Origin of the sequence: Nocardia aurea, from assembly GCF_003123685.1 — a bacterium.
Classification (GTDB): Bacteria; Actinomycetota; Actinomycetes; order Mycobacteriales; family Mycobacteriaceae; genus Nocardia; species Nocardia aurea.
Map to the genome: position 1 here is coordinate 1 of NZ_QCYJ01000115.1, position 14,976 is coordinate 14,976.

At 68.9% G+C, this 14,976-nt stretch carries 15 protein-coding genes; 11 read left to right on the plus strand and 4 right to left on the minus strand.

Annotation, left to right across the window (positions count from 1 at the left end; all coding sequences use genetic code 11):
- Positions 1-179 precede the first annotated feature (179 nt).
- Positions 180-1,931, plus strand: coding sequence for an acyl-CoA dehydrogenase family protein (locus tag DAT37_RS26110; protein WP_109527525.1), 1,752 nt, complete (start codon positions 180-182; stop codon positions 1,929-1,931).
- Positions 1,932-1,996: 65 nt separating this feature from the next.
- Here the strand turns inward: DAT37_RS26110 and DAT37_RS26115 are convergent, their stop codons facing one another.
- The 3 genes from DAT37_RS26115 to DAT37_RS26125 form a co-directional block, all read right to left on the minus strand.
- On the minus strand, positions 1,997-2,191 hold the full coding sequence (locus tag DAT37_RS26115; protein WP_109527526.1) for a hypothetical protein: 195 nt from the start codon (positions 2,189-2,191) through the stop codon (positions 1,997-1,999).
- A 221-nt stretch (positions 2,192-2,412) separates the two neighbouring features.
- Positions 2,413-2,847 (minus strand): DUF4439 domain-containing protein, encoded by a 435-nt coding sequence (locus tag DAT37_RS26120; RefSeq protein ID WP_109527527.1) that lies wholly within the window; start codon positions 2,845-2,847, stop codon positions 2,413-2,415.
- On the minus strand, positions 2,844-3,506 hold the full coding sequence (locus DAT37_RS26125; protein ID WP_332873358.1) for a hypothetical protein: 663 nt from the start codon (positions 3,504-3,506) through the stop codon (positions 2,844-2,846). The genes DAT37_RS26120 and DAT37_RS26125 overlap by 4 nt, the downstream gene beginning before the upstream one ends.
- 248 nt (positions 3,507-3,754) lie before the next feature.
- Between DAT37_RS26125 and rimP the strand changes: the two genes are divergently transcribed.
- The 10 genes from rimP to DAT37_RS26175 all read left to right on the plus strand — a co-directional run bounded on the left by rimP (position 3,755) and on the right by DAT37_RS26175 (position 14,336).
- Positions 3,755-4,402 (plus strand): ribosome maturation factor RimP, encoded by a 648-nt coding sequence (gene rimP / locus DAT37_RS26130; protein WP_109527528.1) that lies wholly within the window; start codon positions 3,755-3,757, stop codon positions 4,400-4,402.
- The gene (gene nusA, locus DAT37_RS26135; protein WP_109527529.1) at positions 4,399-5,427 is read left to right on the plus strand and encodes a transcription termination factor NusA; all 1,029 of its coding nucleotides are present in this window, start codon (positions 4,399-4,401) and stop codon (positions 5,425-5,427) included. Before rimP ends, nusA begins: the two co-directional genes overlap by 4 nt.
- Positions 5,428-5,621: 194 nt before the next feature.
- Positions 5,622-5,939 carry a YlxR family protein gene (locus DAT37_RS26140; RefSeq protein ID WP_232840028.1) on the plus strand — a complete coding sequence of 106 codons (318 nt, stop codon included), beginning with the start codon at positions 5,622-5,624 and terminating at the stop codon, positions 5,937-5,939.
- A 109-nt stretch (positions 5,940-6,048) separates the two neighbouring features.
- Entirely contained in the window at positions 6,049-9,096 is a 3,048-nt protein-coding gene (gene infB / locus DAT37_RS26145; protein ID WP_109527531.1) for a translation initiation factor IF-2, read from the plus strand.
- 141 nt (positions 9,097-9,237) lie between these two features.
- Positions 9,238-9,528, plus strand: a complete 291-nt coding sequence (locus DAT37_RS26150; protein ID WP_109527532.1) for a DUF503 domain-containing protein — start codon at positions 9,238-9,240, stop codon at positions 9,526-9,528.
- A 33-nt stretch (positions 9,529-9,561) separates the two neighbouring features.
- On the plus strand, positions 9,562-10,005 hold the full coding sequence (gene rbfA, locus DAT37_RS26155) for a 30S ribosome-binding factor RbfA (protein WP_109527533.1): 444 nt from the start codon (positions 9,562-9,564) through the stop codon (positions 10,003-10,005).
- A gap of 30 nt (positions 10,006-10,035) precedes the next feature.
- On the plus strand, positions 10,036-11,037 hold the full coding sequence (locus tag DAT37_RS26160; RefSeq protein WP_109527534.1) for a DHH family phosphoesterase: 1,002 nt from the start codon (positions 10,036-10,038) through the stop codon (positions 11,035-11,037).
- 125 nt (positions 11,038-11,162) lie between these two features.
- Complete coding sequence (locus tag DAT37_RS26165; protein ID WP_109527726.1) at positions 11,163-12,500, plus strand: MATE family efflux transporter; 1,338 nt, start codon at positions 11,163-11,165, stop codon at positions 12,498-12,500.
- 124 nt (positions 12,501-12,624) lie between these two features.
- A complete protein-coding gene (locus DAT37_RS26170; RefSeq protein WP_109527535.1) occupies positions 12,625-13,626 on the plus strand; it encodes a permease in 1,002 nt (333 codons plus the stop codon).
- Positions 13,623-14,336, plus strand: a complete 714-nt coding sequence (locus tag DAT37_RS26175; RefSeq protein WP_109527536.1) for a TIGR03943 family putative permease subunit — start codon at positions 13,623-13,625, stop codon at positions 14,334-14,336. Before DAT37_RS26170 ends, DAT37_RS26175 begins: the two co-directional genes overlap by 4 nt.
- Positions 14,337-14,375: 39 nt before the next feature.
- Here the strand turns inward: DAT37_RS26175 and grpE are convergent, their stop codons facing one another.
- Positions 14,376-14,894 (minus strand): nucleotide exchange factor GrpE, encoded by a 519-nt coding sequence (grpE, locus tag DAT37_RS26180; RefSeq protein ID WP_157978707.1) that lies wholly within the window; start codon positions 14,892-14,894, stop codon positions 14,376-14,378.
- Positions 14,895-14,976 lie beyond the last annotated feature (82 nt).

The following is a 14,976-nucleotide window of genomic DNA, read 5'->3' on the forward strand; positions in this document are numbered from 1 at the left end:
ACCCGCTACGAACGCCGCGCCGACATCCACCACGCGCTACTCACCCTCGCCTGCGCGGTCATCTGCCTCCGAAAACTCATTCTGAACTGACCTCTTACGGCTGCGTAAGATGAAAGCGCAGGTCACACATCCGGCAGACCGTGGGCGGACATCTGTTACCCGCTGGTAAGTTGACCGGCATGACGAGTACCGACGACCTGCTGTTCAACCCGTCCACCTACGACCCCCAGCAGTTCGACGCCGAGACCACGCGACTGCTGAAGGCCACCATCGAGTGGTTCGAGTCGAAGGGCAAGGCGCAGTTGCTGGCCGATGACCAGGACGCGCTGTGGGTGTCGGAATTCCTGGATTTCGTCAGGAAGGAGAAGTTGTTCGCGACCTTCCTGACACCGGCCGCCTACGCCGACGGCGATCCGAACCGGCGCTGGGACGCCGCGCGCAACGCCGCGCTGTCGGAGATCTTCGGCTTCTACGGGCTCGCGTATTGGTACGCGGAGCAGGTCACGATCCTCGGACTCGGTCCGATCTGGCAGAGCGACAACGAAGCCGCCAAGAAACGGGCGGCGGCGGATCTGGCCGAGGGGCAGGTGATGGCCTTCGGCCTGTCCGAGCAGACCCACGGTGCCGATATCTACAACACCGACCTGGTCCTCACCCCGACCGAGCCGGGCAGCGACGACGCCGAGGCGGGAATCCTGTTCCGCGCCAACGGTGAGAAGTACTACATCGGCAACGGCAATGTGGCGAGCATGGTCTCGGTGTTCTCGCGCCGGGCCGATATCGACGGCGCGGACGGGTACGTCTGGTTCGCCGCCGACAGCAGGCACGAGGACTACGAACTCATCGGCAATGTCGTGCACGGCCAGATGTATGTCAGCAATTTCCGTCTCACCGACTACCCGGTGCGCGCCGAGGATGTACTGCACACCGGTCCCGAGGCGTTCTCGGCGGCTCTGAACACGGTCAACGTCGGCAAGTTCAACCTCTGCCACGGTGGCATCGGCATGGTCGAGCATTCGTTCTACGAGGCCATCACCCACGCCAACAACCGCATCCTGTACGGCAATCCGGTCACCCGGTTCCCGCACGTGCGCGGTAATTTCGTCGACGCCTACAGCCGGATCGTCGCGATGAAACTGTTCAGCGACCGGGCCGTCGACTACTTCCGCAACGCCAGTCTCGAGGACCGGCGCTACCTGCTGTTCAACCCGATGACCAAATCCAAGGTGACCTCCGAGGGCGAGGTCGTGATGACCCTGCTGCTGGATGTGCTCGCCGCCAAGGGCTTCGAGAAGAACACCTACTTCGCCGAGGTCGCCCGGCTGATCAACACACTGCCCAGGCTCGAGGGCACCGTGCACGTGAACGTCGGTCAGATCCTCAAGTTCATGCCCAACTACCTGTTCGATCCGGCGGACTACCCCGAGATCGGCACCAGGCAGGAAGCCGGCGACGAGGAATTCTTCTGGCGGCAGGGCCCGGCCCGTGGCGCGGGCAAGGTCCGGTTCGCCGACTGGACCCCGGCGTACGAGAAGCACGCCGACGTGCCCAACGTCGCCCGGTTCTACGAGCAGGCGCAGGCGCTGCGCAGCCTGCTGCTCACGGCTGCGCCGGATGAGGGGCAACGCGAGGATCTCGACTTCATGCTGACCATCGGCCACCTGTTCTCGCTGGTCGTCTACGGTCAGCTGATCCTCGAGCAGGCCGCGATCATCGGCCTCGATCGCGATGTGCTCGACCAGATCTTCGACTTCCAGGTCCGCGACTTCAACGGATACGCCACCACGCTCTACGGGAAGCCGTCGACGGGGGCGGCCCAGCGGGAATGGGCCGTCGGCGCCCTGCGCACCCCGGTCGCGAACCGGGAACGCTTCGACCGGGTGTGGGACCGGGTGGTCGCCAACGACGGCGCGTACGAGATGCGGCCCTAGCCGATTCGCGGTGCGGCGGCCGGTGAGCGCACCCGGCCGTCACACCGCGCACCGTGGTCTCCGCGTCAGACCAGGTAGAGATCGACCACCAGATCGGTGGAATCGGGTGTCGCACAGGCGGATCCGTTCGGATCCGCCTCGATGTCACCGGGCTCGCGCTCGGCTGCGGTTGTCGCGGTCGGTCCCGACGTCAGGAACGCGGCCACGGCGGCCACGACGACGGCGAGGAGTATGCAGATGAGTCGTGCGGAACGTGTCATGAATCCTGTCCTCCGGCAATACCTTCGGGTGGTTGCGGCACGATAACGAGGAACTCCTCGGCGCGGTCCCCACCGGGGACGGCCGCCGATTCCGGCGCATCGGGAACCACTGCGGAGGCGTTCCGCGCCGGGGTGTCGGAAAGGGTAACCCGGCCTGTCCCGGACCGAACGCGGGGGTCGGTGTCGCCCGCGCGGGCCTGTCGAAACCCGTGATCCGCGGCTCAGGCGCGGCCGGGGAAGGCCACCGTCGCGGGATTCGTGCCGAGAATCGCCTGCCAGGTCGCCAGTCGCAGGGCACTCTCGGTGAGGGCATCGATACCCATGCCGCGGGCCGATTCGCTGCCCGCGTGCTCGACGACCGCGCGCCAGGCGACGGCGGTGTCGTTCTCCACGGTGACCGCGAGCCGGGCGGCGGGTATCGGGTCGTCCACCGGGAACGGGGTGGTGTACGCGGCGTCGGCGGCGGGCGCGGTGACCCCCGCCGCTTCCAGCGCCCGCACGGTCGCGTCGCGGCGGGCGCGATGCGCGGCGGTGTACTCGGCCACCAAGCGGGTCCGCTCGGGTGAGGCGTACGCGGCGATCACCCCGTAGGCGTACACCGCCGCGTACTCGGCGGCGAGTGCGTCGAGGACGGCACGGCGTTCGGCGTCGGTCATGCCAGCAGGACTCCCGTCTGGGCCGCGCAGGCCGCGCTGATGGAGGCGAGCAGGCCCGCGCGGTATCCGGATTGGGTACGAGCCAGGTCCGCGCTCGATCGCTGCGATCGGGTCAGTTGTTCACGCAACTGCTCGACGGTGAGTGGAACGGTGGGCGGTACGGCGCTGCCGGGCACGCCGGGAGCCGGACTCGCGCCCGTGGCGGGCGGATTCGGTTCGCGGGTGCGGTGCACGGGGGTGGTTCCGTCGCCGTAGACGCCGATGATCCGGTCGATCTCGGCGCGCAGGGCGTCCGCGTGTTCGGTGCGCTGCGCCGAGATCGTGTTCAGCGCCGCCTGCCGTTGCGGCGCGAGCGCGATCGCGGCGCTCGCGGCGGCGGCGTCGGCCCTCGCCGCGGCTTCCTGCGCGGCAAGCGGATCGGGGAGATAGACCGGCTCGTCCGCACATCCCGTCGCCGCGCCGAGTGTCAGGACTCCCGCCGTCGCGCCGCCCGCGAGCCGCAACGCGGTGCGACGATCGACCGTCGCGCCGCCACCCGCACTCGGGCCGCCGAACACGTTCGCACCGAACATGTTCCGGCCCGCGCGGGCGTCGGGCCGATCGGCGGGGGAGCCGGGGACACGCGCGTCGCGCGTCGAGGCGGGGTGGCGGATGGGCACGGCACCATCGTGCCAGATTCGCGGGGTGACTCCGACCGGGGCGCGGCCGGAGTTTCGGCCCGACTCCGAAGCGGCATACCCGGCAAACTTGCCACAGGCCGCTGGTCCTTTACACTCTCGGGGCGCGTTACGCTAGACCTTCGGTAGACGAGATTTGCTGTCGGGGACCGTCCGCACTTCGTTACCGGTACACAGCGCTCGAAGAAATCCGAAGCTCGCGTCACAACTGAACCAGGAGCCGCCCCACCATGCCGATGCCGACCGACGAAAGGGTGAGCCAGCTGATAGCTGGACTCGTCGAGCGCCGAGGATTCGATCTCGAGGGCGTCGATCTCTCGACGGTGGGCAAGCACGCGGACGCGCAGGCTCGGGTGACGGTCGTCGTCGACAGCGACGCGGCCTCGGATCTGGACACCATCGCCACCCTGAGCCGTGATCTGTCGGAGCTGCTCGACGAGGCGGGCGATTTCGGCGATACGCCCTATCTGCTCGAGGTCACCTCGCCGGGGATCGACCGTCCGCTCACGGCGGACCGGCACTGGCGACGTGCGCGCGGCCGCAAAGTACGGATAACCTTGCGTCCCGGCGCGGAACCTCCGGATCCGGGGGGACACGCCCGGTTCGACGCGAGGGTCGGCGCGCTGGACGGCGATTCGGTGGCGCTCGTGTTGGGCGGTAGACATAAACCGCACCGGGTGACGGTGCCACTGGCCGATATCGCCGAAGCGGTCGTTCAAGTGGAATTCAATCCGCCCGGCGCGAGGGAACTCGAACTCGCGGGCGGCGTAGCGCCCGGCAGACCGACGCCGGGCCAGGATGCCGAAGACATCTCCGGAAGTACCGATGCAGTACCTGTAACAGCGTCCGATTCGCCGACCGAAGGGATCGTGGAATGAACATCGAAATCGAAGCCCTGCGCGCGATTGTCGCCGACAAGGGGATCTCGATCGAGACGGTGATCTCCGCGATCGAGTCGGCACTGCTCACCGCGTACCGCCATACCGAGGGCCACCAGCCCAACGCCTACATCGACATCAACCAGAAGACCGGTGTGGTCAGGGTGATGGCGCGCGAGGTGGACGCCGACGGCAACGTCGTCTCCGAATGGGACGACACCCCCGAGGGATTCGGCCGCATCGCGGCGACCACGGCGCGCCAGGTGGTGCTCCAGCGGTTGCGGGACGCGGAGAACGAGAAATCCTTCGGCGAGTTCTCGACCCACGAGGGCGATATCGTCGGCGGCGTCGTCCAGCGCGACGCCCGCGCCAACGCGCGCGGCACGGTGGTCGTGCGCATCGGCAGCGAGTTGCACGGCACGGAGGGGTTGATCCCGCCCGCCGAGCAGGTGCCGGGGGAGACCTACGAGCACGGCGACCGGATCAAGTGCTACGTCGTCGGCGTCACCCGAGGGCCGCGCGGGCCGCAGATCACGCTGTCGCGCACACATCCGAATCTGGTGCGCCGGTTGTTCGCGCTCGAGGTGCCCGAGATCGCCGACGGCTCGGTGGAGATCGTCGCGGTGGCTCGTGAGGCCGGACACCGCTCCAAGATCGCGGTGCGCTCGACGGTGTCGGGCGTCAACGCCAAGGGCGCCTGCATCGGCCCGATGGGGCAGCGCGTGCGCAATGTGATGAGCGAACTGGCGGGCGAGAAGATCGACATCATCGATTACGCCGAGGATCCGGCGGCCTTCGTCGGCAACGCCTTGTCGCCGTCGAAAGTGGTGTCCGTCACTATCGTCGATCCGGACGCCCGCGCGGCACGGGTGGTCGTCCCCGACTTCCAGCTCTCGCTCGCCATCGGCAAGGAAGGGCAGAACGCCCGCCTGGCCGCCCGGCTCACCGGCTGGCGGATCGATATCCGCAGCGACGCCGCCCCTGACATGGGCGGCAACGTGCGGACGGAGGCGCACCGAAGTTGACCGAGGGTGGCGCGCCACGGCGCGCGGCGGTCGATCAGGCGAGTCCCGCGCCGGATCGGGTGGATCGGGAATCGAACACCCGGGATGACATGTTGGTAACTTCCGCGGGGGCGGGGTTCGGTGTTCCGAGCGGGACAGCGGTACAGTGGTCTCAGGTTCAGCGCGAGCCTTCGGTTTCCGTACCGGACCGCACCATCGAGATCGACCCGGCGCCCCAGCGCCGATCGGCTCCGGTGCGTACGTGTATCGGATGCCGGGAGCGCGAGTTGGCCGTCGATCTGTTGCGGATCGTGGCACAGGATCGGGATGCCGGTGACGGTTCCCGTATCGTCGCGATCGTTCCCGATTCGCGGCGTAGACTGCCCGGGAGGGGTGCCTGGTTGCACCCCCTTTCGTCTTGTCTGCGCGCAGCAGAGCGGCGCCGAGCATTCGGCAGAGCACTACGAGTGTCCGGAAATCTGGATATCTCAGCCCTGGAGCATTACCTCGAGAACAGGCACGAGCACTCATGAGCACACCGTGAAGTACCAACGATGAACGTCCATCGGAGATAACCCGAGGTCGTGCGGGCCGCCGTCCCCTGAAACGGCGGAGCTGCTCGACCTCTCAGTGAGGAGAGCAGTGGCAGGCAAGGCCCGCGTGCACGAGTTGGCCAAAGAACTCGGTGTCACAAGTAAGGAACTACTCGCGAAGCTCAAGGAGCAGGGCGAGTTCGTGAAGTCGGCGTCCTCGACGGTGGAAGCGCCCGTCGCCCGTCGCCTCCGCGAGTCGCTGTCGGCGAAATCCGCCACGGCGTCCGATACCAAGTCCGGGGCTCGTCCCGGACCCGCTTCGTCGGCCCGTCCGGGTGCGAAGCCCGCAGGTCCGGGCCCCCGTCCCGGCCCGCGTCCCCCCGCTCCGTCGCAGCCCGCCCCCGCGGCGGCCGCCTCGGCAGCACCGCAGCCCGCCCCCGCCGCCCCGGTTTCCTCGGCTCCCGCTCCGGCGGCGAACCGTCCCGGCGACGGCGTGCGTCCCGGGCCCGCGGTCCGGCCGGGTCCGGCGACCCCGCCGCCCGCCGCCGCTCCCGCTCCCGCCCAGCAGGCGCCCGCCGCCAAGGCGGCGCCCGCACCCGCTCAGTCGGGTCCGCGTCCCGCACCGGCCGGTCCGCGTCCGGGTCAGCAGCAGCAGCGTCCCGGCGCCCCGGCACAGGGTGGCCAGGGTGCCCCCCGTCCCGGTGGTCCGAAGCCCGGCCCGAAGACCCCTCGGGTCGGCAACAATCCCTATTCGTCGACGCCCGCTCCCGAGCGTGAGCGCGCACCGCGTCCGGCCCCCGGCCAGGGTGGTCCGCGTCCGGGTCCGGCGCAGGGCGGTCCCCGTCCCGGCCCCGCGCAGGGCGGTCAGCGTCCCGCGCCCGGTCAGGGTGGACCTCGTCCGGCCGCTGCCCAGGGTGGCGGTTCGCGTCCCGGCGGTCCGCGTCCGAGCCCCGGCTCGATGCCTCCGCGCCCGAATCCCGGTGCCATGCCGCAACGTTCGGCTCGTCCCGCTCCCGGCGGCGCCGGTGCGGGTCGTCCCGGCCGTCCCGGCGGCGGTCCCGGTGGCGCCGGTCGTCCCGGTGGCGGCGGCGGTGGCGGTGGCTACCGTGGCGGCGGCGCGGGTGGCGGTACCGGTGCTCCCGGCGCGGGCGCGGGCGCTCCCGCGGCGGGTGGTTTCCGTGGTCGTCCCGGTGGCGGTGGCGGCGGTGGCCGTCCCGGCGGTCCCGGTGGCCGCGGTGGCGCCGCGGGCGCGTTCGGTCGTCCCGGTGGCGCACCGCGTCGCGGACGCAAGTCGAAGCGGGCCAAGCGCGCCGAGTACGAGAGCATGCAGGCGCCCTCGATCGGTGGCGTGCGTCTGCCCCGCGGCAACGGCGAGATCATCCGTCTCGCCCGCGGCGCCTCGCTGTCGGATTTCGCGGAGAAGATCGACGCGAACCCGGCCGCATTGGTACAGGCCCTGTTCAACCTCGGCGAGATGGTCACCGCGACCCAGTCGGTGAACGACGAGACCCTCGAGCTGCTCGGCAGCGAGATGAACTACGTCGTCCACGTCGTCAGCCCCGAGGACGAGGACCGTGAGCTGCTCGAATCGTTCGACCTGACCTACGGCGAGGACGAGGGCGGCGAGGACGACCTCGAACAGCGTCCGCCGGTCGTGACCGTCATGGGTCACGTCGATCACGGTAAGACCCGACTGCTCGACACGATCCGTAAGGCCAACGTCCGTGAGGGCGAGGCCGGTGGCATCACCCAGCACATCGGCGCCTACCAGGTGCTGACCCATCTGGGCGAGAACGACCGCCTCATCACCTTCATCGACACCCCGGGTCACGAGGCGTTCACCGCCATGCGTGCCCGTGGCGCGAAGGCCACCGATATCGCGATCCTCGTGGTCGCGGCCGACGACGGCGTCATGCCGCAGACGGTGGAGGCCATCAACCACGCGCAGGCGGCCGACGTGCCGATCGTGGTGGCGGTCAACAAGATCGACAAGGAAGGCGCGAACCCGGACAAGATCCGGCAGCAGCTGACCGAATACAACCTGGTGGCCGAGGAATACGGCGGCGACACCATGTTCGTCGACATCTCCGCCAAGCAGGGCACCAATATCGAGCAGTTGCTCGAGGCGGTGCTGCTGACCGCGGACGCCGCACTCGACCTGCGGGCCAACCCGGATATGGACGCCCAGGGTGTCGCCATCGAGGCGCACCTCGACCGCGGCCGTGGCCCGGTAGCGACCGTGCTCGTCCAGCGCGGCACGCTGCGCGTCGGCGACTCGATCGTGGCGGGCGACGCCTACGGTCGCGTGCGCCGCATGGTCGACGAGCACGGCGACGACGTCGTGGCGGCGCTGCCGTCGCGGCCGGTGCAGGTCATCGGCTTCACGTCGGTGCCGGGCGCGGGTGACAACCTGCTCGTGGTCGACGAGGACCGGATCGCTCGCCAGATCGCCGACCGGCGCAACGCGCGTAAGCGCAATGCCCTGGCCGCGCGTAGCCGCAAGCGGATCAGCCTGGAAGATCTGGATGCCGCCCTGAAGGAGACTTCGGAGCTCAACCTGATCCTCAAGGGCGACAACTCCGGTACCGTCGAGGCCCTCGAAGAGGCCCTCATGGGTATCCAGATCGACGACGAGGTACGTCTGCGGGTCATCGACCGCGGTGTCGGTGGTGTCACCGAGACCAACGTCAACCTGGCGTCGGCGTCGAACGCGATCATCATCGGGTTCAACGTCAGGGCCGAGGGCAAGGCGACCGAGCTGGCCAACCGCGAAGGCGTGGACATCCGGTACTACTCGGTGATCTACCAGGCCATCGACGAGATCGAGAAGGCCCTCAAGGGCATGCTCAAGCCGATCTACGAAGAGGTCGAACTGGGTCGCGCCGAGATCCGGGCCATCTTCCGGTCGTCGAAGATCGGCAATATCGCCGGTTGCATGGTCACCTCGGGCAGCGTCAAGCGCAACGCCAAGGCCCGTCTGCTGCGCGACAACGTGGTGGTCGCCGAGACGGTGACGATCTCGTCGCTCAAGCGGGAGAAGGACGACGCACCCGAGGTCCGCGAGGGCTTCGAATGCGGTATGACGTTGACCTACAACGACATCAAGGAAGGCGACATCATCGAGGCGTACGAGTTGCGCGAGAAGCCGCGCGACTGATCGCCACGAGCATCGCCGCACCCGCTTCGCACGGAGCGGGTGCGGCGATGTGATGACGTTCGGCATACCGGGGGGCGTGCCGAGTTCGGCGGTGCCCGCCGGTACGAGCTCCCCTCCGCGATTCGACATGAAGAGGTGAGCGTGTACCTGGGTGCACTGGAGTTCGACATTCTGCTCGGCGACGTCCATTCGCTCAAGGAGAAGCGTTCGGTGATCCGGCCGGTTCTGGCCGAATTACAGCGCTTCGGTGTGAGCGCGGCCGAAGGCGGGGAACACGACCTACATCGCCGCGCGTTGCTCGGAGTCGCCATGGTCAGTCCGGAAACGGGCCATCTGACCGAGGTGCTCGACAAATGCGAACGCCACGTCGCGGCGCGTCCGGAGTTACAGTTGCTGGCAGTGCGCCGTCGGATCTTCGGACCCGAGGACTGAACTTTTCATAGTGAGAGTGAGGAGGAAACGGCCATGGTGGATCAAGCCAGGGCACGCCGACTCGCCAAGCGGATTTCCTCGATCGTGGCGACCGCGATCGAATACGAGATCAAGGATCCGCGGCTGCGTTTCGTGACGGTCACCGACGCCAAGGTCAGCGGTGACCTACGCGAGGCGACGGTGTACTACACGGTGATGGGGGAAACCCTCGACATCGAACCCGATTACGCGGCCGCGGCCGCCGGTCTGGAGAAGGCCAAGGGCGTTCTGCGCTCCAAGGTCGGCGCGGGCACCGGGGTGAAATTCACCCCGACGCTGGCGTTCATCCTGGACAAGGTGCCCGATGTCGCCCGTGAGATGGAGGAGTTGCTGGCGCGCGCCAGAGCTTCCGACGACGAGGTGGCGAAGGCCGCGGCCAACGCGACCCACGCCGGTGACGCCGATCCGTACAAGGTCGAGCGCGACGACGAGTCCTGAACAGTACGAGACCAAGAGACTGCGGCACGAATGACAACCAGTGATGATCAGGTCGATTTCGATGCCGCCGTCTCGGCGCTCACGACCGCGCGATCGGTGACCGTCGTATGCCACGTTCAGCCCGATGCCGATACCGTCGGCAGCGGGCTGGCGTTGGCGCTGGTCCTGCATCGGCGCGGGGTGCCCGTCCGGGTGTCCTTCGCCGACCCCGCCGAATTACCGGTGTCGATGCGGTCGCTGCCCGGCGTGCGACATCTCGTCGCTCCCGCCGATGTGCCGCGCGAGGTGGATGTCCTCGTCGCCGTGGATTGTGGTAGCGTGGGCAGGCTCGGAGCTCTCGCCGATCGGCTGGACGGCGCGGCGACCACCATCGTGGTCGACCATCATCGTTCCAACACCGGATTCGGCACCATCAATCTGGTCGACCCGAACGCGGAATCGACGACGAGTGTGCTGGCCGGGCTCTTCGAGGTGTGGGGCGAACCCATCGATCGCGATATCGCGCACTGCCTCTACGCCGGACTCGTCACCGACACCGGCTCGTTCCGCTGGGTCAGGCCAGGCACGCACCGGTTGGCGGAGCGCCTGCTGAGCACCGGAATCGACGGTGCCGAGATCACCCGCACACTCATGGACACCCATCCGTTCGGCTGGCTCCCGATGCTTTCGCGGGTGCTCGGCACGGCGCGCCTCGAACCGAGGGCGCACGGCGGCATCGGGGTGGTCTACGCCCTGGTCCGCCGCGAGGACGTGGAGGGACTTCGTTCGGAGGAGATCGAGAGCGTCATCGATATCGTGCGCACCACCTCGGAGGCGGGGGTGGCGGCGGTCTTCAAACAATCCCGCGTGGTCGATGACCGCTGGACGGTGTCGCTGCGTTCCCGCGACAGCGTTCCCGGCGCGCAGGACGGTGTCGATGTGTCGGCGGTCGCCACCTCGCTCGGCGGCGGTGGGCACCGATTCGCCGCGGGGTACACCACGCACGGATGCGCCGAGGATGTCGTCGCCGCACTACTGGCCGCGCTGGGTTGACCGGAGTGCCGCTATCGGCCGACGACGGCACCGTGTCGGAGGACGGCGCGGTCCCCACGGTCGCCGTGTCGAGTGACGTCGTGCCAGAGGTCGCCGTGTCGAGGGATATCGCGTCGGACGGTCCCGTGTCGGACGCCGCCGCGTCCGCGGGACCGCGACGAGTTCTCGGGCTGGCGCTGCCGACGCTCGGTGTTCTGGTCGCGGAACCGATCTACCTGCTGTTCGATATGGCGGTCGTCGGACGGCTCGGCGCGCTCGCGTTGGCCGGGCTGGCGGTGGGTGGTTTGATCCTGGCGCAGGTCAGCTCGCAGTTGACCTTCCTGTCCTACGGCACCACGGCCAGATCCTCGCGACGGCACGGGGCCGGTGACCGGCGCGGTGCCGTGGTCGAAGGTGTGCAGGCGACCTGGATCGCGCTCGCGGTCGGCGCGGCGATCGTATTGATCGTGCAGGTCGCGGCGGTGCCGCTGACGAACGCGATCGCCGGTGGCGGCGAGATCGCGGCGGTGGCGCTCGAATGGGCGCGGATCGCGCTGTTCGGTGTTCCGCTGATCCTGATCTCCATGGCGGGCAACGGCTGGATGCGCGGGGTGCAGCAGACCCGAAGGCCACTGATCTACGTCGTCGCCGGACTCGCGGTGTCGGCGGTGCTGTGCCCGCTGCTCGTGCACGGACCGGCGGGCGTGCCGCGAATGGGACTTCCCGGTTCGGCGGTCGCCAATGTGGTGGGCCAGTCGGTGACCGCCGCGCTGTTCCTCTACGCCCTGGTGCGCCAACAGGTTCCGCTGACACCGCACTGGTCGGTGATCCGCGCCCAGTTGGTGCTCGGCCGGGATCTGATCGTCCGGAGTCTGGCCTTCCAGGCCTGTTTCGTCTCCGCGGCGGCGGTGGCGGCACGCTTCGGCGCGGCCTCGGTCGCGGCCCATCAGCTGGTTCTACAACTGTGGAATTTCCTCGCGATGACGCTGGATTCGTTGGCGATCGCCGCGCAGACCCTGGTCGGGGCCGCCCTCGGCGCGGGGAACGCGAAGGGCGCGCGCGGTCTCGCCCGCCGGATCACCCTGTGGTCGGAGCTGTTCTCGCTGGGGCTCGCGGCCTGTTTCGCGGCGGGTGTCAGCGTGATCCCGACGCTGTTCACCGATGATCCCGCCGTCTTGGACCGCACCCATGTCGCGTGGTGGTTCTTCGTCGGCATCATTCCGGTCGCCGGAATCGTCTTCGCGCTCGACGGGGTGCTGCTGGGGGCGGGCGACGCCGCGTTCCTGCGCACCGCGACCCTCGGCTGCGCACTGCTCGGCTTCCTGCCCGCCATCTGGCTGTCGCTCGTCTTCGACTGGGGTATCGCCGGAATCTGGTCCGGGCTGGCCGTTTTCATGGTTCTCCGCATGTCGGCGGTGGTGTGGCGGGCGTTGTCGGGGCGGTGGGCGCGGGTGGGGTCGGAAGTGCCCGCCGGTGTCGCCTAGCGGTCCGGCCGGAACGGACATTCCCGCGACGATCGGGCGGTAATCGCGCGTTCGGCGCGCGGAATGTCCGCCTGGACCCGATCGCTTTTTCGATAATGACATTCGTTTCTGGCACGATGGGACGATGCTGGATCAGCGCTCGGGGTGGGGTCTGCGTAGCAGGGTGTCGTCGACGCATGTGCTCGTCGCGCTGGTCGTCGTCGGTCTGGTGACGCGGTCGTGGCTGAGTTCGCTGGTGGGAGCGACGGATCGACTACAGACCGCGGTCACCGTCTTCGCGGGCGTCTTCGTGCAGGCGGTGCCGTTTCTCGTACTCGGAGTCCTGGTCAGCGGGGCGATCGCGACCTTCGTCTCGCCCGCGGTGTTGCGGAAGGTGTTGCCGCGCAACGAACCCGCCGCGATCGGGGTCGCTGGGTTGGCCGGAATGGCGCTGCCGGGATGCGAATGCGGTGCGGTGCCGGTCGCGCGCAGGCTGATCGAACAGGGCGCGCCGAGTTCGGTCGCGCTCGCCTTCCTGCTTTCCGCCCCCGCGGTGAATCCGGTCGTGTTGGTGTCGACGGCCGTCGCCTTTCCCGGTGAGCCTGGAATGGTCGCGGCGCGACTGGCCGGATCGCTGGCGACGGCGGTGGTGATGGGTCTGCTGTGGTCGCGATTCGGGAGTCCGGGGTGGATGCCGCCGGGCGGGGGTGATCGTGCCTGCGTGGTCGGGCGTACCCGCTGGGAGACCTTCACCGAGGCGGCCCGGCACGATTTCCTCCAGGCCGGGGCGTTCTTGGTCCTCGGCGCGGCGGCCGCGGCGGCACTGCACGTGCTCGTCCCGCCGTCCTGGTACGAACGGCTGGCGGGGCAGATGCTGCTGGCGATCCTGGTACTCGCCGTACTGGCCGTCGTGCTCGCGCTGTGCTCGGAGGCCGATGCCTTCGTCGCGGCGAGTATGTCCTCGTTGCCGCTGCTGCCGCGGCTGGTATTCCTCGTGGTCGGGCCCGCGGTGGACGTGAAACTGTTCGCCATGCAGGCGGGCAGTTTCGGGCGCGGGTTCGCGATCCGCTTCGCGCCCTCGACCTTCGCGGTGGCGGTGGTCTGCGGCAGCGTGGCCGGCTACGTCTTCCTCGGGGGCGTGCGATGAGACGTGAGACCCAGAATCTGCTGTTGCTGCTGCTCGGCGGTGTGGTGCTGCGGGTGACGTTAGACGGCACCTATCTGCGCTACGTGAAGGCTGGTTTGGCCCCGTTTCTGCTGGTCAGCGGATTCGGCATCGTCACACTCGCCGTCGTCGCCATCGTCGGCGACATCGGGGGTCGGCACGCGGGGGAGCACGCGCACGGAACCGGTCGGGCCCCGTGGCTGTTGCTGGCGCCCGTCGCCGTGTTGCTGCTCGTGGTGCCGCCCGCACTCGGTGCGAACGCGGCGGGCAGCACCGCTCCGGTGCGGCTGCGGATCGCGGAGGAACCCGAGACCTGGCCCTTTCCGCCGCTGCCACCGGGTGAGGCTCCCGCCCTGCCGCTGACCGGTCTGGTCGACCGCGCGCTCTTCGATTCCGCACGCTCCCTCGACGATCGGGAGGTGACGGTCAGCGGGTTCGTACTCGCCGCCGAACACGGTGACGGTATCGACCTGGCGCGAGTGGTCATCACCTGCTGCGTCGCCGACGCCCGCTATATCCGCGTGCACCTGGCGGGAATCACCGAACCGCTCGCCGAGGACAGCTGGCTGGAGGTGCGCGGCACGGTCGCCACCGCGAGTATCCACGGTGATCCGGAGCCGACCCCGACCATGACCGTCACCGAGTACCGGCGGATCGAACGTCCCGAGAATTCCTACGAACGCGGACGCTGAGCGGTGTTCGTCGGTGCCCGACTATTCCTTGGTGCCCGACTATTCCGTCGGTTTCCGATGCTGCCGGACGATCACCCGTGCCGGGCGGATCGAACGACCGGGAATACTGAGGCCCGGCTGGACGAGGGAGTCGACGGTGCGGTCCTCCGCGGGGGTGTCGGTGCGCACGACGTCGGCCGCCTCCATGGTGAGCGAATCGAATACCTCACCCGTGCCGGGAGCGACGACGATACCGCCGCGCCCGACAAGCAGCCGTTCGATCCGCCCGGCCACCGCGTCGAATGCCTCGCGCTCCCTGGCGGATTCGGCGGTACTCGCACAGGCGACGGTATCGCCGAGCAGCGCGAACAGTTCGGTGACCAGGGGCAGGTCGGCGCCCTGGCGTTCGCGCTGCGCCCTGGCCTTCGCGTCGTCGGCGAGACGTTCGATGGTGGCGGCCTGGCGCGCGACCACACGGGTGAGATCGTCGATGCGTTCGATGATTTCGTCGTGCGCGGCGGTTTCGCCGCGCGGCGCGACGGGGACGGGTCCGGCGGCGGGCGCGTCGGGTTCGGTCATGTTCGCACCATAACGCGTGCTCGGATCCGTCGGTCCCGGCGTCGGCGAGATCGCCCGGTCGGTGACCGGGCCGGTGTCGGAA